This window comes from Paraburkholderia sp. BL6665CI2N2, assembly GCF_004366535.1.
In the GTDB taxonomy this organism is placed as follows: Bacteria; Pseudomonadota; Gammaproteobacteria; order Burkholderiales; family Burkholderiaceae; genus Paraburkholderia.
Map to the genome: position 1 here is coordinate 235,628 of NZ_SORC01000001.1, position 19,337 is coordinate 254,964.

The following is a 19,337-nucleotide window of genomic DNA, read 5'->3' on the forward strand; positions in this document are numbered from 1 at the left end:
CTCTCGCGATGATCGGTGAAATCGATATTTTCGGCGTGTTCGTGCCGGCCGTGCTCGTGCTGATGTTGGTCGCGTATCTGATCAACCTGGTCATTCGCACGGTGCTCGCGCGCGTCGGCTTTTACCGCTTCGTCTGGCATCGCTCCATCTTCGATCTTGGCATCTATGTGCTGGTGCTGGGCCTTGTCGTTGTCGTTTCGCACAGACTAATAACGTGAAAAAAACCTGGTTCTCCGTCGGTCAAATTCTGCTGACCCTGATCGTCGTCGTCGCCGCGGCCCTCGTGCTGTGGAAACTGATTGGCTATTACATGTTCGCGCCGTGGACTCGCGACGGACACGTGCGCGCCGACGTGATCCAGGTCGCACCGGACATCTCGGGACTGATTTCGTCGGTCGAGGTGGTGGACAACCAGCAGGTCAAGCAAGGCCAGGTGCTGTTCGTCATCGATCAAGCCCGCTACACGCTTGCGCTGCGCCAGGCGCAGGCGACCGCGCAACAACGCCGCGCGACGCTCGACCAGGCGCGCCGCGAGGACGCGCGCAACCGCAAGCTCGGCAACCTGGTCGCGGCGGAAGTGGCGGAAGAAAGCCGCTCGCGCGTCGAGGCTGGCGAAGCCGCGCTCGCCGATGCGAACGTGGCGATCGACACTGCGAAGCTGAACCTGCAACGCGCCACGATCATGAGCCCGGTGGACGGTTATCTGAACGACCGCGCACCGCGCGTCGGCGAATATGTCGCGGCGGGGCGCGCGGTGGTCTCGGTGGTGGATATGCATTCGTTCCGTGTTGACGGATATTTCGAGGAAACCAAGCTGGGTGGCATCGACATCGGCCAGCCGGTCGATATCACGGTGATGGGCGAACCGGCGGTGTTGCGCGGACATGTGCAGAGTATCGTCGCCGCGATCGAGGATCGGGACCGCACGCAAGGTTCGAATCTGCTGCCGAACGTGAATCCGGCCTTCAGTTGGGTGCGTCTCGCGCAACGGATTCCAGTGCGTGTGGCGCTCGATGAAGTGCCCGCGGATTTCCGCATGATCGCGGGACGGACGGCGACTGTGTCGGTGCGCGATCTGTCGCCTGTCGGGAAGAAGCATCCTGATGCGGGGGCGTCGGGGGCGGTGGCGGCTTCTTCATCCGCGTCTGCTACGTCTACTACGTCTGCTGTTTCGACTGGCTCGGCTGGTTCGGCTGCACAGCCGGCGTCGGCGGCGGTCTCGTCATCGGGCGCCTCGCAATGAAGCTGTCGCGCGCCCTGCCCTTATTGCCGTTGCTGCCGTTGCTGCCATTGGCGGTCGCGCTCAACGGATGCATGAACGTCGGTCCGAACTACGCCTTGCCGCAACAGGCGTTGATCAACGCACCGCTCGCCAACGCGCCGATCGAAGGCGCGGATACCTCGCTGACCACGCGCCAGAACGTGCCACCCGTGTGGTGGAAGCTGTACGACGATCCGGTGCTGAATCGACTCGTCGACGAAGCGCTGCAATCGAATACCGACTTGCGCGTCGCGGCGGCCAATCTCGCGCGTTCGCGTGAAGCGTTGGGCGTAGCGCAGGCGCAGGGCGGTTTTTCCGGCAAGAGTTCGGTGGCGATCGAACGCGCGCAGGAATCCGCCGAGCAATACCTGCTCACCGAAAAGCTGCCGGTCGTCAACGAAGGCGACATCGGCATCAGCATCTCGTATGAAATCGATCTGTTCGGCAAGCTGCGGCGCGGCGTGGAGGCGGCGCAAGCGGACACCGAGTCGGTACAAGCCGCGGCCGATCTCGCGCGAATCACCGTGGTGGCGGACGTGGTGCGCTCTTACGTGGAGCAATGTTCGGCCGCCGAGGAACTCAGGATCGCGCAACAATCGCTGGCGCTGCAGAAACAGCGCGTGGACGTCTCGCGCCGCCTGCGCGACGCGGGCCGCGGCAATCAACCCGACGTGACGCGTGGGCAGACCCAGGTCGATACCTTGTCGGCGGATATTCCGCGTTACACGGCGCGCCGCAAGATCGCGCAGTACCGGCTCGCGGCGCTGCTCGCGCGCGCGCCTTCGGATCTGCCGCCGGCCGTGCTCGCTTGCGACAGGCTGCCGCAACTCCGCCAGCCGATTCCGGTCGGCGACGGCGCTGCGCTGCTCAAACGCCGACCGGATGTGCGCGAGGCCGAGCGTCAATTGGCGTCATCCACGGCGCGGATCGGCGTCGCCACCGGGGCGCTGTATCCGACGGTGAGCATCGGAGCGTCGGCGGGGTTGACCGGCGTTCTGGAAGACCTCGGCACGTCACCCACGGCGCGTTGGGGCTTCGGTCCGCTAATCAGTTGGCAGTTCCCCACGAACGGCGCGCGTGGGCGCGTGCGTGAAGCGCAGGCATCGAGCCAGGTGGCGTTGGCAAAGTTCGATGGTGTGGTGTTGACCGCGTTGCGCGAGACCGAGACAAGTCTCGCGACCTACTCGTCGGATTACGCCCGCGCCGATGCGCTGCGTGCCGCGGTCAAGTCGGCGACCGAGTCGGCGGATGAAACGCATCGGCTGTATCGCGCGGGACGTGAGTCGTTTATTTCGGATCTGGACGCGACGCGCACGCTGACGTCCACGAAGTCTCAGGCCGCGGCTGCGGACGGCCAGGTGGCGATCGATCAGGTGAATCTGTTCCTCGCGCTCGGCGGCGGTTGGGAAGTTGATCCGCACAACGCTTCCGTTGGTTCCACGCCTGCGGTTGCGGTGCCGGTCAAGGCGACGCCAACGACGGCTGCAGCGAAAGCGCCTTAAGCGCCCTTGATCTGATTGTCCAATGCGGACCGCTCATCAGGCGGCCGCCTTGGACAACCCCGCTTGCCCGATCTGTCTAGCGCGGCGACACCACTCCACACGCACACTCAGACGCGCGCACATTCCGCACTTCCGCCTTCGACTCGCGAGCGATCTGCGCGACCAACATCTTCCGCACGCGCTTTGCCGCACATGAAAATATCGAGCGCCGCAAAGCGACGCTCCGGCCATGTATGCGTCTTGTGGCGACGCACGAGCAGCTTACGAATTAATTTTGATAATCTTTCTTTTACCTTTCAATTCAGGTTAAATACACGTCACCAACCACTCATTACGGGGACCTGTATGTCGCAATTCATGAAAAGCGCAGCCACGCTCGGCGGCTGCATCGGCATTTTTACGGCGGTCGTCGCCGTGGTGGAATTGCTGGCAGGTTGAGCGTGCGCTGCGGACTCTTTCGTTAAGGTGAACGCGAAACTCGTCGGCGGTGTCACGCGGGGCGGCGCTTTGCCGCCGCCTGGTGGATTGCCGCCCGTACCCTCGGATAGGTGCCGCAACGGCACACGATGTGCGACATTGCCGTGTCGATGTCCGCGTCGGTCGGCTTGGGATTGTGCTTGAGCAGCGCGCAGGCCGCCATTAGTTGAGCGCTCTGGCAATAGCCGCACTGCACCACGTCGAGATCGATCCACGCGGCCTTCAACGCTTGTGCTTCCGGACCCTGCAAACCCTCAATGGTCGTGATCTTCTGCGTGTGCAGGCTCGACATGAGCGTCTGACAGGCGAAGTTCGGTTCGCCGTCCACATGGATCGTACACGCGCCGCAAATACCCACCCCACAGCCGAACTTGGTGCCCATCATGCCGAGTTCGCAACGCAGCACCCACAGAAGTGGCATGTCCGGCTCGCTCTGTACCGCCACTGCCCGGCCGTTGATGTTCAGCGATCCCATGACTGTCTCCCTGTGTTCTTGAATTCGGCCTGCTTCACGCCAGTTTCAACGGCAGCGAGCGCAAGCGCTGGCCCGTCAGCTTGAACACCGCATTAGCCACCGCCGGCGCGACCGGCGGCACGCCCGCTTCACCCACGCCTTGCGGATGCATCTGGCTCGGCACGATGTCCGTGTCGATCACCGGACAATCGTCGATTCGCACCACTGGGAAATCCAGAAAGTTTTTTTGCTGCACCTGTCCGTCCACGAGTGTGATCTCGTCCTGCAACGCGGTGGAGAGACCGAAGACGACCGCGCTCTCCATCTGCTGCCGGATCAGATTCGGATTGACCGGCATGCCGCAATCGATCACGCAGATCACCCGATGCACCCGAATCTTCTCACCCGGCCCGATCGACACCTCCGCGACCTGCGCGACCACACTGCCGAACGCCTCGTGCAACGCGACGCCACGCGCGCGCGGCGTGCCGTCGGCAGCACGCCTCAACGGATGCTCCCAGTCCGACAACGCCGCCACGCGCTTTAAGACCGCCAGATGCCGCGGATGCTGCTCCAGCAGCGCGGCGCGAAACGCAAGCGGGTCTTTGTTAGTCGCTACCGCGAGTTCGTCGGTAAAGCCCTCGGTGAAGAACGCCTGATGCGAGTGACCCACCGAACGCCAGAACCCGACCGGCACCGGCAATTCGACGATCTTGTGCGCGACGCGCGCAGTCGGCCATTCGTAGGGCTGATCGAAGGCGCCTTCGCAGGTGGTCTTGTCGATGGGAAGACGCGGCGCGCCGTAGTAGCGCGCGAGCGCTTCCGGCACGATCGCCTGACTCGCCGACGTGGCCTGCCATGCCACCAGTTTGCCGTCGTTGTCGAAGCCGGCCTTCAGCCGCGACAGGCACGCCGGACGATAGAAGTCGTGGGTGAAATCCTGCGCTCGCGACCAGAGCGTTTGCACCGGACGGCCCCCGCCCTCGCGCGCGATCGCCGCGGCCTGAGCGATGAAATCCAGCTCCAGACGACGGCCGAACGCGCCGCCGAGCAGAAGCGTTTGCACGTCGACTTTATCCTCGTCGAGTTCCAGTACTTTCGCCACATGGTGCCGCGCGAGGCCGGGCATTTGCGTGGAGACCCAGACCGTGGCTGTACCGTCCGCGACCTGCACGGTGCAGTTGAGCGGTTCGACCGCGCCGTGCGCGAGGTACGGCGCGCGATATTCCGCGCTGACGGTGCGCGCCGCACGGGTCATGGCAGCATCGACGTCGCCGAGGTGGTAATAGGCGTGGCCGTCGCTGTCGTCGAGTGCTTGCGCGAGGTGGCGGTCCACGTCCGCGTTCGACAGCTTCGCCGCCGGGCCGTCGTGCCAGGTCGCGTCGATGGCGGCGACTGCGTTCATCGCGCGGAACGGGTTGTCGGCGATCACGGCGACGCCGCCGGTGCCGCCGCTGTACGGCGCGACGGCGAACGCCTTGAGGAAGCCCGGCATCTTGCGGGCGGCCGTCGCGTCGAACTTCGCCACCGTGCCGCCGAGCGTTGGACACATTACGACACTCGCGTAGAGCAGGCGGTCCGGCAGCACGTCGATGCCGAAGCGCGCCGTACCGTTGATCTTCGACACCGCTTCGATACGGCGCAGCGGTTTGCCGATCAGTTTGAAGTCGGCGGGATCTTTCAGCGTCACCTTGCGCGGCAGCGGCTGCTGCGCGGCCATCGACGACAATTCGCCGAAGCTCGCTTTATGCCCTGACGGGTGCAGCACCTGGCCGCCTTCAGCGCGGCACTCACCGGGCGGCACTTTCCATTGCGCGGCCGCCGCACCGATCAGCATGGCGCGGGCCGACGCGCCGGCTTCGCGCATGGGCGTCCATAGATCGTTGATGCTCGATGAACCGCCCGTCATCATCGTGCCGGCTTCGCGCACCAGCTTGCGGGTCATCCAGACGGTGGCGCGCTTGACGGTACTGTCGTTGTCGGGGCGAAACGGCAAGTCGTCGATGATGCTTTGCACGCTGTTGTAGATCCTGTCGATGGGCGAGGCTTCGACGCGTACCCGCGACCAGTCGGCGTCCAGTTCTTCGGCAAGCAGCATGGCGAGGCCAGTGTGGATGCCCTGCCCCATTTCCGCCTTGCACATCATGATCGTCACGCTGTTGTCGGCGGCAATTTTGACCCAGCCGTTGAGCGCCACTTGCGTGCCTTGCGCCGGCAGCGGCATGGACGTGGTCAAACGCTGTCCCGGCGGCAGCACCGACCAGCCGACCAGCAACGCGCCGACAGCGCCGGCGCCGCCGAGCAGAAAGGTTCTGCGTTTCAACATGGCATGGTTCGATCAGCTTGCACGATGGCTGGAAAGCTGTGAGAGCGCGGGTCGGCGCCTGGCGTTGTTCCCCGGAATAGTAATAAGACGGGCCACGGATGTGGGACTTAAATGCGTGGGTTCAAGTCAGGGCGGCTTGGGGCGGGGGATGGGGAGGATGGCGGGGATGGGGGGTTGTCGTGGGGTGTTTCATTAAATGGGGGTGAGATGAGGTGCGTCGGCCTTACGCCGCCGCACCTGCCCTTCTTCCACCTCACCGCCGGTTCGACCCCGACACGACATCGATCCACACGGCCAGCACGAGAATGCTGCCCTTCACAATCATCTGCCAATAAGCGTCGACGTCGAGCATCGACATGCCGTTGTCCAGGCTCGCCATCACCAGCGCGCCGATCAGTGCGCCGTAGACCGTGCCGGAACCGCCGCGCATCGACGTCCCGCCGATAAAGCACGCGGCAATCGCATCGAGTTCGCCCATCGATCCCGCCGACGGCGAGCCCGCCGCCAACCGCGCCGTATTGACGATGCCGCCGAACGCGCACATCAGCCCCATCAGCGCGAAGATCGCCAGTTTCACGCGATTGGTATTGACGCCTGAGAGCCGCGTTGCTTCGAGGTTCGAACCGACCGCGTAGATACGTCGCCCGAACACGGTCTGCGTGGCAATCCACGTGAAGATACCCAGCAACGCGAGCAGCAACAGCACCGGCACCGGAATACCGCCATACCGATCGAGCGTGGCAACGAAACCGGCGAGTATCACACCCGCGCCGACCATCTTCACCACGTCCTGCCAGACCGGCACCACGCGCAACTGATAACGCTCGCGATTGCGGCGCTGCCGTATCGTTAGAAAGGCGAGCAGCAGAAAAAGCACCACCGCGAGCGTATCGCCAGCGAGCCGCGGCAAATACCCTTGGCCGACAAACACGAAACTGTCCGACACCGGCGCGATCGTCGATCCGCCGGTCACGCCGAGCAGAATGCCGCGATACGCGAGCATGCCGCCGAGCCCCACAATGAAAGAAGGCACGCGGCGATAGGTGGACCACCATCCGTTGAACATGCCGACCAGCACACCGAGCAGCATCACCACGGGCAACGTGACGCCGATCGGCCAGTGCCGGTTGACGTCGAGTATCGCCGCCACGCCGCCGAGCAAACCGAGCAGCGATCCGACTGACAGATCGATCTCGCCGGCAATGATCACGAACACCATGCCGCACGCGAGCATGCCGGTAATCGACATCTGCCGCAGCAGGTTCGACAGATTGCGCGGCGTGACGAACGCGCCGTGCGTGAGCATCGAAAAGAAAATCCAGATCGCGGCCACGGCAATCAGCAGCGCGAGAATCTTGTAGCGCGCGAACAATTGCTGAATGCGCTGCGGACCGGCAAATGCGCCTCGCGGCGCGGCTTCATCGGCGCGTTGGGAAGTAACGTCGGGCGTCATGCGGCACTCGCTGCGGTTGGGTTCGGGGATCGCTGCACGGGACGGATCGCGGCGCTGAGAATGTCCTCTTGCGTGAGGCCGTCGTTGATGAAATCGCCTCGCAACTCGCCTTCGCCGATCACCAGCACGCGATCGCTGATGCCGAGCACTTCGGGTAATTCGGAGGACACCATCACGATCGACATGCCGCGCTGCGCCAGTTGAAAGATCAGCTTGTAGATTTCATATTTCGCACCGACGTCGACGCCGCGCGTGGGCTCGTCGAGAATCAGCACTTTCGGATTGGTCAGCAACATCCGTGTCAGCACGGCCTTTTGCTGATTACCGCCCGACAGACTCGCAATCGACAACATGGGATGCGCGGCGCGCACTGAAAGCCGCTTCATCTCCGTATGAATCGTATCGAGTTCGGCTGCGGAGTCGATTCGCCCACCCGATGCGAAGCGCTGCAACACCGCGAGCGTAATGTTATGGCCGACGCTCAGCCCCGGCACGATGCCGTGGCGTTTGCGATCTTCCGGCACCATGCCGATGCCTGCGCGAATCGCATCGACGGGTGCGCGAATCTTCAGCGGCTTGCCGTCCATCACCACGGTCGCCTCGCTCACGCCGGGATATGCGCCGAAGATCGCCTGCATCAACTCCGTGCGCCCCGCGCCGACGAGACCGGCCACGCCGAGAATCTCGCCATGCCGCAGCGCGAACGACACGTCGTTCACGCGCTTGCGGCGCGGATTGGTCACATCGAAACACGTGACGTGGCGCGCCTCGAAGATCACGTCGCCAATCGGATGCGGCTCGCGTGGAAACAGGTTCTTGATTTCGCGGCCTACCATCAACGAAATGATGCGGTCGGTGGTGAGCGCGCGCATTGGCTCGGTCGCGACATGACGCCCGTCGCGAATCACGCTGATCGTGTCGCACACGGCCGCCACTTCATCGAGTTTGTGCGAGATGTACACGCAGGCCACGCCGCGCCGCTTCAGATCGCGCACAATGTCGAGCAGAATGCGGATCTCGGAAGAAGTCAGCGAAGAAGACGGTTCATCGAGAATCAGCAGCTTGGCGCGCTTGTTCAGCGCCTTCGCAATTTCGATCAACTGTTGATGGCCGCCGCCATAGTTCATCACCGGCTGTGCGGCGTTGATTCCGCTGATGCCGAGTTCGCGCAGCAGTTCGTCGGCGCGCTGATACATCGCGGCGTAGTTCATGCGGCCGCCGGGCAGCGTGATTTCATTGCCGAGAAAGATGTTCTCCGCCACCGACAACTCCGGCACCAGCATCAACTCCTGGTGAATGATGATAATGCCGGCGCGTTCGGTATCGCGCACGCTGGCGGCCTTCAGCGGCTCGCCTTCCCAGATGATTTCGCCGTCCCACGTGCCCCACGGATACACGCCCGAGAGTACTTTCATCAGCGTCGATTTGCCCGCGCCGTTCTCGCCGCACAGGCCCACGCATTCGCCGGGCGCGACCGTGAGGTCGATGCCGTCGAGCGCCTTCACGCCGGAAAACGCCTTGACGATGCCGCGCATCGTCATGAGAGCTTGCGTCATTCGCTATGCCTCGCTGCAAGGCGCGCGACGGCGCCGACGCGCATGACACGCATCGAGGTCCGCCGCGCACACGTTACGCTCATTGGCTCGCGAGCTGGGCCTGGCTATAGAAGCCGTCCTTGACGACTACATCGACATTGCTCTTGGTGAGCAACGTGGGTTGCAGGAGCACCGTGTCGACTTTCTTCTTGCCGTTGTCGTATTGCGAGTTAAAGGCGGGTTTTTCGCCCTTTGCAAGCGCCACGGAGAGCTTTGCCGCTTCACCGGCAATCAGTTTCAGCGGCTTGTAGACGGTCATGGTCTGCGTGCCCGCAATCACACGTTTCACGGCCGCGAGGTCCGCGTCCTGGCCCGATACCGGCACTTTTCCCGCCATGTGCTGCGCGGCGAGCGCCTGGATCGCGCCGCCCGCGGTGCCGTCGTTCGAGGCCACGATCGCGTCGATCTTGTTGTTATTCGCCGTCAGCGCATCTTCGACAATGCGCAGCGCCGTGGACGCGCTCCATTCCGGCACCCACTGCTGACCGACTACTTTGATGTCGCCTTTATCGATGGCAGGCTTCAGTATCTTGAGCTGACCTTCGCGCAACATCTTGGCGTTGTTGTCGGTCGGCGCGCCGCCGAGCAGGAAGTAGTTGCCCTTCGGCTGCGCGTTGTAGACGCCTTGCGCCTGCAATTCGCCGACCTTTTCATTGTCGAACGAAATATAGGCGTCTACATTGGCGTCGAGAATCAGGCGGTCATATGAAACGACCTTGATGCCCGCTTTCTTTGCTTCGGCCACTACGTTGCCGAGCGTCTTCGAATTGAACGGCACGATCACGATGACATCGACGCCGCGCGAGATCAGGTTTTCGATCTGCGAGATCTGCCGCGCTTCGCTCGCATCGGCGGATTGCACCGACACTTTCGCGCCGAGTTTTTCCGCTGCGGCGACGAAATAGTCACGATCGCGCGACCAGCGCTCGACGCGCAGATCGTCGATACAGAAGCCAATTTCCGGGTGATCCTTGCTTGCATGCGCGAGCGGCGCGGCAAGCGACAGGCTGGCGAGCACCGCTCCACATACGAGCGAACTCAATACGTTACGACGCGTTGCGAATTTCATCTCTGTCTCCTTCTTCTGATAGCCGGAATACCGGATTGGACGGTTTGCGCTGCGAGCCACAAGACCGGACAAGCGACAACCCAAAGCTTCCTGTTTCGCGCGGTCGACGTGGCCGCGCGATTTTTTATTTAGTGTTGCAACTTCTCGATGCACTGCTTCCTGAAACGCTGATCAACGTCCGCTGTAAATCGCCTGATTCACGATGTTTTCCATCAACTCCTGATGGCCGCTTGCGTGCTGTGGGTTCAGACCGCGCGCCATTGCGTCCTCTGCCAGCGTGGAGAGCGAATAATCGCCGGAAGAAATCTTGCGGCCGAACTCCGCATCCCAGCCCGCGTACCGCTGGCGTTTGAATTGATCGAGACGATCGTTTTCAATCAGCACCGCCGCGCGCTCGACGGCGAGCGCGAGGTTATCGATCGCACCAATGTGACCGTAGAACAGATCTTCCGGATCGACGCTTTGGCGCCGTACTTTCGAATCGAAATTCATGCCGCCGGTTGTGAAACCGCCGTGTTTGAGAATTTCGTAGAAGGCGAGCGTCAGTTCTTCCACACTATTTGGGAATTGATCCGTATCCCAGCCGTTTTGCGGATCGCCGCGATTCGCGTCGACGCTGCCGAAAATACCCAGCGCGTAGGCCGTGGCGATCTCATGATGAAACGAGTGGCCCGCGAGCGTCGCATGATTGGCCTCGATGTTCACGCGAATCTCTTTGTCGAGCCCATGCTGCAGCAAAAAGCCATGCACGGTCGCGACGTCGTAATCGTATTGATGCTTGGTCGGTTCCTGCGGCTTGGGTTCAATCAGCAGCGAGCCTTTAAAGCCAATCTTGTGTGCATGGTCGACGACCATGTGCAGAAAGCGGGCGAGTTGATCGCGTTCACGAACGAGGTCGGTATTCAGCAAGGTATCGTAACCCTCGCGGCCGCCCCACAGCACATAATTATCGCCGCCGAGTCGTTGCGTCGCATCGAGCGCGTGGCGCACTTGTGTCGCCGCAAACGCGAACACCTCCGGATCGGGACTGGTCGCAGCGCCGGCCGCATAACGGGAATGCGAGAACAGATTGGCCGTGCCCCATAGCAGCTTGATGCCCGTGCTTTCCTGCTTGCGCGCCAGATAGTCGGCAATGCGCAAGAAGTTTTCGCTGTATTCCTTCAGGCTCGATCCTTCGGGCGAAACGTCGGTGTCGTGAAACGTGTAGTACGGCGTGCCGAGCTTCGAAAAGAATTCGAATGCGGAATCCGCTTTCTGCTGCGCGCGCTCCATCGCGTCGCCCGCTTGCTGCCAAGGACGTCGAAACGTGCCTTGCCCGAAAATATCCACACCCGGCCAGACGAACGTATGCCAGTAACATACGGCAATGCGCAGATGTTCTTCGAGCGTTTTTCCGAGTACCTTTTTGCTTTTATCGTAATGGCGGTACGCAAGCGGGTTATCCGATTGAGGGCCTTCGTAGCGGATCTCAGGAATGTGTTCGAAGTAAGACATCAGCGTCTCCAGTTTATGGTGCACCGCAACCCGTGCGACGTCGCCGCGCCGGTTGACAAGGTGACGCCATGCTGCCGCTTGCACGATGCGTCGGCAATTGCGAAATTGCGCAGCGTGATTGATGTTTCTTACCGCCCATGATTTTGTTTCGCACCGGCGCGCGATTCGGGGCCTAGAATAACCAGACGCTTAAAACCGGTGCCGTTCAAACTAAGCATCTAACAGGAGACGAAGGCGTGACGGGTCATTGGCCCGCGCGCCGCTCACCGCCATGACCCGTCCGCAAACGCCACAGACGACCCATCGGATCGCGCTGCTGTTCAACGCGAACAAGGTCTACGACCGCGAGATCATTACCGGCATCGGCAACTACCTGCTGTCCACGCGCGTGGCGTGGGACCTGTTCCTCGAAGAAGATTTTCGCTGCCGGCTGACGGGCATCGAACGCTTCGACGGCGACGGCATCATCGCGGATTTCGACGATCCCGCCGTGGGCGAAGCGCTGCGCGATTGTCCGTTGCCGGTGGTCGCCGTGGGTTCGTCGTTCGAAGACCCGGCGCACTATCCTCCGGATTTACCCTATATCGCCACCGACAACAGCAAGCTCGTCTCGCTCGCCTACACGCATTTGATCGGCGCGGGTCTCGAGCACTTCGCGCTGTACAGCTTGCCGCAGGCGCAAGAGAACCGCTGGGCGCAACAGCGCGAACTCGCGTTCGCTCATCTGCGTAGCGCGGACGGACACAGCGCGGAGCAGATCGATGGCGAGATGTATCGCGGTCTCTCCACCAGCGCGCCGTCATGGAACCAGGCGACCGAACAGCTCACCGCATGGCTGCGCGATTTGCCGAAGCCGGTCGGCATCATCGCCGTGACCGACGCGCGCGCGCGGCATCTGCTTCAGGCGTGTTTGATCGCCGGCATTCCGGTGCCCGAAGAAGTGGCGATCATCGGCATCGACAATGATCCGTTGACGCGCACGTTGACGCGTATTCCGCTTTCTTCGGTGATTCAGGGCACTGAGGAAATGGGCCGCACCGCGGCTCACCTTTTGCATCAAATGCTGCATGGTGCGCGCTTTCCGGGGCGGCGCATTCTCGTTCCGCCGGTCGGCATCAACGTACTCGAATCGACGAAGCATCAACCGCTGGCGAGTCCGTATGTGATGCGGGCGCGGCACTTCATCCGACAGTACGCGTGCCAGGGCATTCGCACCGAACAGGTTGCCGACTATGTGGGCGTGTCGCGTTCGTCGCTCGAAGAGTACTTTCGGCGCGAACGGCAGTGCACCGTGCATCAGGAAATTTTGCGTCATAAACTCGATGTCGCGAAAGCACTGCTGGCAAAGCGCGATGCGTCGAGCGCGGAAGTGGCGATCCGTTGCGGCTTTACGTCGTTGCAATACATGTACGCGGTATTTCGGCGTGAACTCGGTTGTACGCCGCGTGAATACCAGGAGCAGGCGAATTCGACTTCCGCGCCGGGCTGAGCATGCCTATTCTCTTTTCTTCTCACTGACGACATGATCAGCATCGCACAACTTTCTTCCGAGCCGTGGGGCACATTGCGCGGTGGCGATTCCGTTCGACTCTTCACGTTGCGCAATGCGCACGGTATGAAGGTCGCCATCAGCGATCTGGGCGCGACGCTGGTCTCGTGGCATGCGCCGGATCGCGCCGGCGTGCTCGGCGATATCCTGCTCGGCCACGACACGCCCGCCGAATATGTGGCGGCCACCACTTATATGGGCGGCCTGATAGGCCGCTGGGCGAACCGCATTGCCGATGCGCGCTTCACGCTCGATGGCATCGAGTACACGCTCGATCGCAATGAAGGCGCGAATCTGCTGCATGGCGGCACGGTGGGTTTTCATCGCGCGCTGTGGGACGTAAGCGAGGACAACGGCGCGTTGCTCATGCGGCTGGAGTCGCCCGAAGGCGACGCCGGTTTTCCCGGCAACGTGACCACCCAAGTGCGCTACTCGCTCGACGACGACGGCACGCTGACCATCGCCTATGAAGCGATCACCGATGCCGCGACGCCGCTCAATCTGACGAGCCATCCGTATTTCAATCTCACGGGCCGGCCGGGGGCCGACATTCGCGGCCACGTGTTGTCGATCGATGCCGACCGCTTCTTTGAAGTCGATGCCGCGATGATTCCGTGCAAGCTCGCGGAAGTGGCAGGCAATGCCTTCGATTTCCGGCAGAGCGCACCGATCGGCGCGCGGCTCGACTGGCCGCACGCGCAGTTGGCGACCGCTGGCGGCTTCGATCATTGCTACGTGCTGCGCGATGCACGCGACGCCGGCAAGAACGGCGCCACTCCGCCGGTGCGCCAGGTTGCCTGCGCTTACGATCCCGGCAGCGGACGCGAATTGACCGTCTCGACCGATCAACGCGGCTTACAGTTTTATAGCGGCAACTGGTTAAAAGGCGACACAGGACGCGGCGGCGTTGCGTATCAAGCACATGCCGGTTTGTGTCTCGAAGCCGGCGGCTTTCCGAACCAGGTCAATATGGCTGAGCAGGACGAAGTGATCGTGCGAGCCGGCAGCACATATCGGCAAGTGACTGCGTATCGTGTCGATGTACGCCAAGGCGTGTGACGCGATTGTTCACTTATTACGAACGACATTACATCACGCCGACTTACTGTTTGTGGCAACACTGAATTACCGTATCAGGGGTTTCCCCTAGACCCGGCCCTTCCTAGAATCCGTGCGTGGTGCCGCAGATTGTTGCGGCGCCCAATAAAATATTCTCGGAGGGAAGCATCATGAAATCGCTTATCAAGGCAGTCGCGCTAGTTGCAGTGTTCGCAGCGCCGGTGGCATCGTTCGCGCAATCCGAGCAGCCGGTCACGCGCGCCGAGGTCAAAGCGCAATTGAAGCAGCTCGAACAGGCCGGCTATAACCCCGCGGTCGCAACCGACTCCACTTACCCCGCTGACATTCAAGCGGCCGAAGCTCGCGTGGCTGCGCAAAACAGTGGAGCGACGGGATATGGTCCTTCCACCACTGGCTCGTCCGAAACCGGCTCCGGCGTTCCTGCTGGAAATCCGAATCTGCAGGGTCAGTAGTACGCAATCTGTTTTCGGCAGTTCGATGCGAGCGCATGGTTCAGGCATGCGCTCGCGTTTGTGCGTCGAATGCGTGACCATGACAGCGCGGCGGCTTATAGCGCTTGCTTCGGTGGAATTTAAGGGGTAGGTTTTTGTGGTCGTTCTGAGGGTGCGGGTGAAGGAGGCGCATGCGCTTGTGCAGGGCGCCTCGCTTCGTTGATGCTTTTGGTTCACCGCTACCCGTTGATCAGTGCCGCACGGCGACCGATTGCTGCGTTTGCGTTTTTACGATCGACGCGGTTTTCGCGGGCGTTCTTTTTCGCTTGACGACGTTGGCGGCGGGTTGCGATCCGCTCGCGAGCTTGGATGCTTCGGCGAGAAGGCGCGTTGCGTGGCTGGCCGTCAGACGCGCTTGAGAGACGCCCTTTGCGTCGAGCGCAATCACCTGGAAAAGCTCGCGGTCGTTTTCGAGGTCTTGCTGATATTGCTCCGCAGTGTCGACGAGTAGTTCGAGCATGATCTGGCGGCGGCGCCTTTCGTCACTCGTAATGGGAGGATTCCTACATATCGAGGACGCGAGTGTAATCAGCGTATTCAGTTGGCTCAATTGCCGATCGCAGAAGTCGAATGCAGATAGGGCGAGTTTTTCGTACTGGAGTGCGTCGACAGGCGGGCGTGAAACGGGTTGACTCTTAATGGGCTTGGTCATTTTGCGATCTCCCTGATGCTTGCTCAGATCGCCCGACACTCTCTTTGGGAAGGGTGAGCGGGCACGTAGCGGGATTGGAAGACCGGGATACAAACAAACCGGCGAGCCTTGCGGCTCCCCCACTACAGCCCGCCCATTGGAATATAGACGTGCAGCAGCAGACGCACGACCCGCTGGGCGGGTGTGCGGTTTGTATCACTGGCTTCCAAACCAGGCCGCCGGGTGTTTTCCGACGGCGTGGTGATTATAAATCAGGTGGGATTATGAGAGGGTAACTGGGCAGGCTAAAGGCTCGGTTTTGGACGATTGCACAGGTTAATGATGTACGTAGGCTTGTGCGTACAGACGCCGGTTGCGTTGCACTAAGCGGACTGGCGCAGTGCGCGCCATACATTTCCCGATGTCTGGTCCGTCCGACCTATACGACGATGGTTGATATTCTAAAATCCATCAGTAGTCCCACTGCACCGGCACGAAATGGAAGCGTTCACCCTTCTTTGCAATGTGACCAATAGACGGGAACGCGACATGCGCTGCGGCCAGCAGAGCGCCCGTTTCAGCGGCTTCGTTGAGCAGCGCGATACGCACATCCGCAGCCACCTCAGGCTCGTGCTCGAAGCCATTTTGCCATCGGGGATTGTCGAAGTTGACTTCGAAAATCGCGTCGCCTACGAACGTCAGCTTCTCGCCGTTTGATGCGATGTCCACGACGCAGTGCCCCGGGGTGTGTCCGCCCGTCACGCGGGCCGACACGCCCGCTGCGACTTCCACGGTCTGATCGAACCGCACGATGTTTTCGCCATAGAGCTCCACGAACTTTGCAGCAGCCTTGCGGAGTGCGGGAGGAACCGTTTCCGGCATCACCGTCTTGCTGAAGTCCGGATTTTTCCAGAACTCCACTTCCGCAGCCGACACGTGAATGCGCACGTCCGGACGCAGTTTGGCCTTGACGCCATCAACGTTCAGGCCGCCGACGTGATCCATGTGCATATGCGTAACGACAATGTCGGTGATCGCAGCCAGGTCGATGCCAGCCGATTCCAGGCGCATCACCGACCGGCCGGCGCGCGAGAAGTATTCGAAGCCGTCACCCACGCCCGAGTCGATCAGGATCAGGCGTTCGCCGCTGCGCACGAGCGCGATATTCAGCGCCCAGTCGAACATGTCACGTTGCAGGAAACGACCATCGAACCATTCGTTGCGATCCGCTTCGCTCACGTTAGTGGACATGGTGGAGGTCGGCAGCGGCAGAACGCCATCGCTGATCAGCACGACATCGACATCACCCACGCGCACGGCGTAGCGGGAAGGCACGAGTTCGCCTGAACCTTCTTTGCCGAGGTTGGCGGTGACAGGCTGCACGTTATGGGTTGTTTCGCTCATGGCAATAGTCCTCTTAAACAATGGGGTAAGCAGCACTGGGCGGCGTGGTTCATTAACGAGCGTGAATATCGCGCGCTGCGTGCTGCTCGCGTTTAGACACGACCGTGAGACTGATTCTAGTCAGCGGGGATGAATGCCAGTAGCGTCGCGAATATGCTCAGCGTGTTGTCCGAGCGGCAACAATCCGCGAGTTTGAGGAGGGTACGTGAATGTCGGCACGCGCTCGAAACGAATACGGAGGCGCGAGAAGTGATGCAACCAGGCGGGCGTGCGTTCGACAAGCTATCGATATTTGCGACGGCCGCTGCCATGTGTGGGACGGTGCCTGGCCATCATCGGCTTGATGCCGCAATCGCACAATATCCGACGATGCCGCTTGGGGTTGTCGCCGCGATCGGCATGGATCACGCGCGGGCGTTGCCGTGGATGACCGCGCAATCCGCGCATCGGCGGAATGGCATCGCCGGTCGGCTGTGAAGGAAGTACGCCGCTGCTTGCTTAGCGGGTGTGAGCCACGTGACTAAGCAACGGCCGCATGGACTCGCGGAACCGCACATCTACCGGTGCGAGCAAATGCAAACTCGGTCTACTGCCTCTCCCGCTCGTCCGGCATATGCCGCCGCATAAAAACATCAATACCATCCACCCGCGACGAAGCAAACGCCCTGACCACCACAACACCCACAATACCCAAAACAATCAGCACAGCAGGGATCTCAAACAAGGTCATATCCACGATAAACCTCCTCATAAACCGGGAGCAGCCACGGCGCGCGACACCATCGCCGCGACCACGCCTCACACTCCCAGTTTACGAAGACAGACCTCGACCACCAAACGAGCATTTTTCATCGCTATGTGAGAAATACTCGCCGTAGCGCCAATCCGGCGTCACGCTCACTCAATGCCGCTCCGGATAACGCAACCTCGAATGATTCCGGCCATAAGACATGTAAATAGTCATGCCGATCACAAGCCACACAACAAGCCGCACCCACGTAACAAGCGGCAGCCCAGCCATCAGCAGCAGGCAAAACAGAATCCCCAAGACAGGCACAACCGGCACGCCAGGAACTCTAAAAGGACGTGAAGCATCCGAGTCACTGCGCCGCAAGTAAATCACCGCGCCGCACACAAGAATGAACGCGAACAAAGTACCGATACTGACCATCTCTCCCAGCACGCTGATCGGCGTAAGCGCCGCCACGATCGCAACAACCGAGCCAATCAGAATCTGGCTCAAATGAGGCGTCTGAAGACGCGGATGAACTCGCGCGAAAAGAGGCGGCAGCAAACCGTCCGTCGACATCGTGAAGAAAATTCGGCTCTGCCCGTACAGCAGCACGAGAATCACCGTGGTCAAACCTGTCAGCGCACCGATCTTGATCAGAATGGAGAACCAGTTCATGCCGATGGCATCCACACCCTTGGCGATCGGATCAGGAACATTCAGTTCAGCGTAAGGCACGAGCCCAGTGAGCACACCTGCAACGAGTATGTACAAAATCGTGCAGATGATCAGCGACCCGAGGATACCGATCGGCATGTCCCGCTGCGGTTTTCTAGCCTCCTGCGCCGCGGTGGAAACCGCATCGAAGCCGATAAACGCGAAGAACACCACGGCCGAGCCGCGCAGAATGCCGCTCATGCCGAAGTTGCCGAACTCGCCGGTATTCGCGGGAATAAACGGATGCCAGTTCGCCGGCTTGATGAAAAACAGGCCGAGGGCGATAAACGCCACCACCACGACCAGCTTGACCGCCACCATGATGTTGTTGAGCCGCGCCGACTCCTTCGTACCGAGCACGAGCATGATGGTAAGAATGGCGATGATCACTATCGCGGGCAGATTGACGATGCCTGTCGCGGTGGTGCCATCGGCCAGCTTGATGACGGTGCCGGGTGCAGTGGCGAGAACGGGCGGGATATTGATCCCTACGTTATGCAGCAAGCTCACGATATAACCGGACCATCCGACCGCGACCGTGGCGGCGCCCATTGCGTATTCGAGGATCAAGTCCCAGCCGATGATCCACGCGAATATTTCGCCCAGCGTGGCATACGTGTACGTGTAACTGCTGCCGCACACCGGCAACATCGCTGCCAGTTCCGAATAACAGAGGCCGACGAACGCGCATGCAATGCCCCCGAGCACGAACGACAAGACGATGCTCGGGCCGGCGAATTGCGCTGCGGCGGTGCCCGTCAGAACGAAGATGCCTGCGCCGATGATGGCGCCGATACCCATCGCCGTGATACTGGTGGCGCCGAGTGTTTTCGATAGTGAGTGGCCTTCTTCCGCGTCGGCGCTTCCTACTATATCGGCGACGGATTTCCGTGCCATGTAGCTCGTATCAGCCATGATGAGTCGTCCCGTTCGAATGGTGTTGGGCACGCGCCGACCCGGCTTGCTTCGGCTCGCGGATCACGACAAAAACATCTGTTACTGAAAACTAGCGGGTAAGGTAAGGGGAATGGAAAATTCAGTGTAGTCCGAATTAAAAGCAAAGTGAATATTTGATTCTGTCCCGCCCACGGTTAAAACTTTGCT

Annotated in this window: 17 protein-coding genes and 1 pseudogene; 6 read left to right on the plus strand and 12 right to left on the minus strand. The window is 61.1% G+C overall.

Features of this window, described 5'->3' with window-relative positions; genetic code table 11:
- Positions 1–8: 8 nt before the first annotated feature.
- From B0G81_RS01050 to B0G81_RS01060, 3 genes are read left to right on the plus strand one after another with little or no spacing between them, the layout of a single operon-like run.
- Positions 9–218 carry a DUF1656 domain-containing protein gene (locus tag B0G81_RS01050; RefSeq protein WP_116122375.1) on the plus strand — a complete coding sequence of 70 codons (210 nt, stop codon included), beginning with the start codon at positions 9–11 and terminating at the stop codon, positions 216–218.
- Positions 215–1,243 carry an HlyD family secretion protein gene (locus tag B0G81_RS01055; protein ID WP_134132641.1) on the plus strand — a complete coding sequence of 343 codons (1,029 nt, stop codon included), beginning with the start codon at positions 215–217 and terminating at the stop codon, positions 1,241–1,243. The genes B0G81_RS01050 and B0G81_RS01055 overlap by 4 nt, the downstream gene beginning before the upstream one ends.
- On the plus strand, positions 1,240–2,763 hold the full coding sequence (locus B0G81_RS01060; protein ID WP_134132645.1) for an efflux transporter outer membrane subunit: 1,524 nt from the start codon (positions 1,240–1,242) through the stop codon (positions 2,761–2,763). Before B0G81_RS01055 ends, B0G81_RS01060 begins: the two co-directional genes overlap by 4 nt.
- Positions 2,764–2,870: 107 nt before the next feature.
- Here the strand turns inward: B0G81_RS01060 and B0G81_RS01065 are convergent, their stop codons facing one another.
- The 7 genes from B0G81_RS01065 to xylA form a co-directional block, all read right to left on the minus strand.
- On the minus strand, positions 2,871–3,017 hold the full coding sequence (locus tag B0G81_RS01065) for an S-adenosylmethionine decarboxylase (protein WP_243856332.1): 147 nt from the start codon (positions 3,015–3,017) through the stop codon (positions 2,871–2,873).
- 236 nt (positions 3,018–3,253) lie between these two features.
- Positions 3,254–3,715 (minus strand): (2Fe-2S)-binding protein, encoded by a 462-nt coding sequence (locus B0G81_RS01070; protein ID WP_134132649.1) that lies wholly within the window; start codon positions 3,713–3,715, stop codon positions 3,254–3,256.
- A gap of 34 nt (positions 3,716–3,749) precedes the next feature.
- The gene (locus tag B0G81_RS01075) at positions 3,750–6,020 is read right to left on the minus strand and encodes a xanthine dehydrogenase family protein molybdopterin-binding subunit (protein WP_134132653.1); all 2,271 of its coding nucleotides are present in this window, start codon (positions 6,018–6,020) and stop codon (positions 3,750–3,752) included.
- A gap of 253 nt (positions 6,021–6,273) precedes the next feature.
- A complete protein-coding gene (locus tag B0G81_RS01080; protein WP_134132656.1) occupies positions 6,274–7,473 on the minus strand; it encodes a sugar ABC transporter permease in 1,200 nt (399 codons plus the stop codon).
- On the minus strand, positions 7,470–9,029 hold the full coding sequence (gene xylG, locus B0G81_RS01085; RefSeq protein ID WP_116147198.1) for a D-xylose ABC transporter ATP-binding protein: 1,560 nt from the start codon (positions 9,027–9,029) through the stop codon (positions 7,470–7,472). The genes B0G81_RS01080 and xylG overlap by 4 nt, the downstream gene beginning before the upstream one ends.
- 79 nt (positions 9,030–9,108) lie before the next feature.
- On the minus strand, positions 9,109–10,137 hold the full coding sequence (gene xylF / locus B0G81_RS01090; RefSeq protein WP_134132661.1) for a D-xylose ABC transporter substrate-binding protein: 1,029 nt from the start codon (positions 10,135–10,137) through the stop codon (positions 9,109–9,111).
- Positions 10,138–10,308: 171 nt separating this feature from the next.
- Positions 10,309–11,631, minus strand: a complete 1,323-nt coding sequence (gene xylA, locus B0G81_RS01095) for a xylose isomerase (protein ID WP_134132667.1) — start codon at positions 11,629–11,631, stop codon at positions 10,309–10,311.
- Positions 11,632–11,902: 271 nt separating this feature from the next.
- Here xylA and B0G81_RS01100 point away from each other — a divergent pair, with 271 nt between their 5' ends.
- The 3 genes from B0G81_RS01100 (at position 11,903) to B0G81_RS01110 (ending at position 14,712) form a co-directional block, all read left to right on the plus strand.
- Complete coding sequence (locus B0G81_RS01100; protein ID WP_106282778.1) at positions 11,903–13,120, plus strand: DNA-binding transcriptional regulator; 1,218 nt, start codon at positions 11,903–11,905, stop codon at positions 13,118–13,120.
- Between the two features lie 33 nt (positions 13,121–13,153).
- Positions 13,154–14,239, plus strand: a complete 1,086-nt coding sequence (locus tag B0G81_RS01105) for an aldose epimerase family protein (RefSeq protein WP_116122386.1) — start codon at positions 13,154–13,156, stop codon at positions 14,237–14,239.
- Positions 14,240–14,409: 170 nt separating this feature from the next.
- A complete protein-coding gene (locus B0G81_RS01110) occupies positions 14,410–14,712 on the plus strand; it encodes a DUF4148 domain-containing protein (protein WP_106282724.1) in 303 nt (100 codons plus the stop codon).
- A 229-nt stretch (positions 14,713–14,941) separates the two neighbouring features.
- Here B0G81_RS01110 and B0G81_RS01115 read toward each other — a convergent pair whose 3' ends face one another.
- The 5 genes and pseudogenes from B0G81_RS01115 to B0G81_RS01130 form a co-directional block, all read right to left on the minus strand.
- On the minus strand, positions 14,942–15,403 hold the full coding sequence (locus B0G81_RS01115; RefSeq protein WP_134142960.1) for a hypothetical protein: 462 nt from the start codon (positions 15,401–15,403) through the stop codon (positions 14,942–14,944).
- A 450-nt stretch (positions 15,404–15,853) separates the two neighbouring features.
- On the minus strand, positions 15,854–16,786 hold the full coding sequence (locus B0G81_RS01120) for an MBL fold metallo-hydrolase (RefSeq protein ID WP_134132672.1): 933 nt from the start codon (positions 16,784–16,786) through the stop codon (positions 15,854–15,856).
- A gap of 219 nt (positions 16,787–17,005) precedes the next feature.
- Positions 17,006–17,248 (minus strand): annotated as a pseudogene (locus tag B0G81_RS01125) (IS5/IS1182 family transposase); the annotation flags it as partial.
- Positions 17,249–17,372: 124 nt separating this feature from the next.
- Positions 17,373–17,522, minus strand: coding sequence for a hypothetical protein (locus B0G81_RS43440; RefSeq protein ID WP_166678914.1), 150 nt, complete (start codon positions 17,520–17,522; stop codon positions 17,373–17,375).
- Between the two features lie 165 nt (positions 17,523–17,687).
- Positions 17,688–19,148, minus strand: coding sequence for an amino acid permease (locus tag B0G81_RS01130; protein WP_134132678.1), 1,461 nt, complete (start codon positions 19,146–19,148; stop codon positions 17,688–17,690).
- Positions 19,149–19,337: the final 189 nt, after the last annotated feature.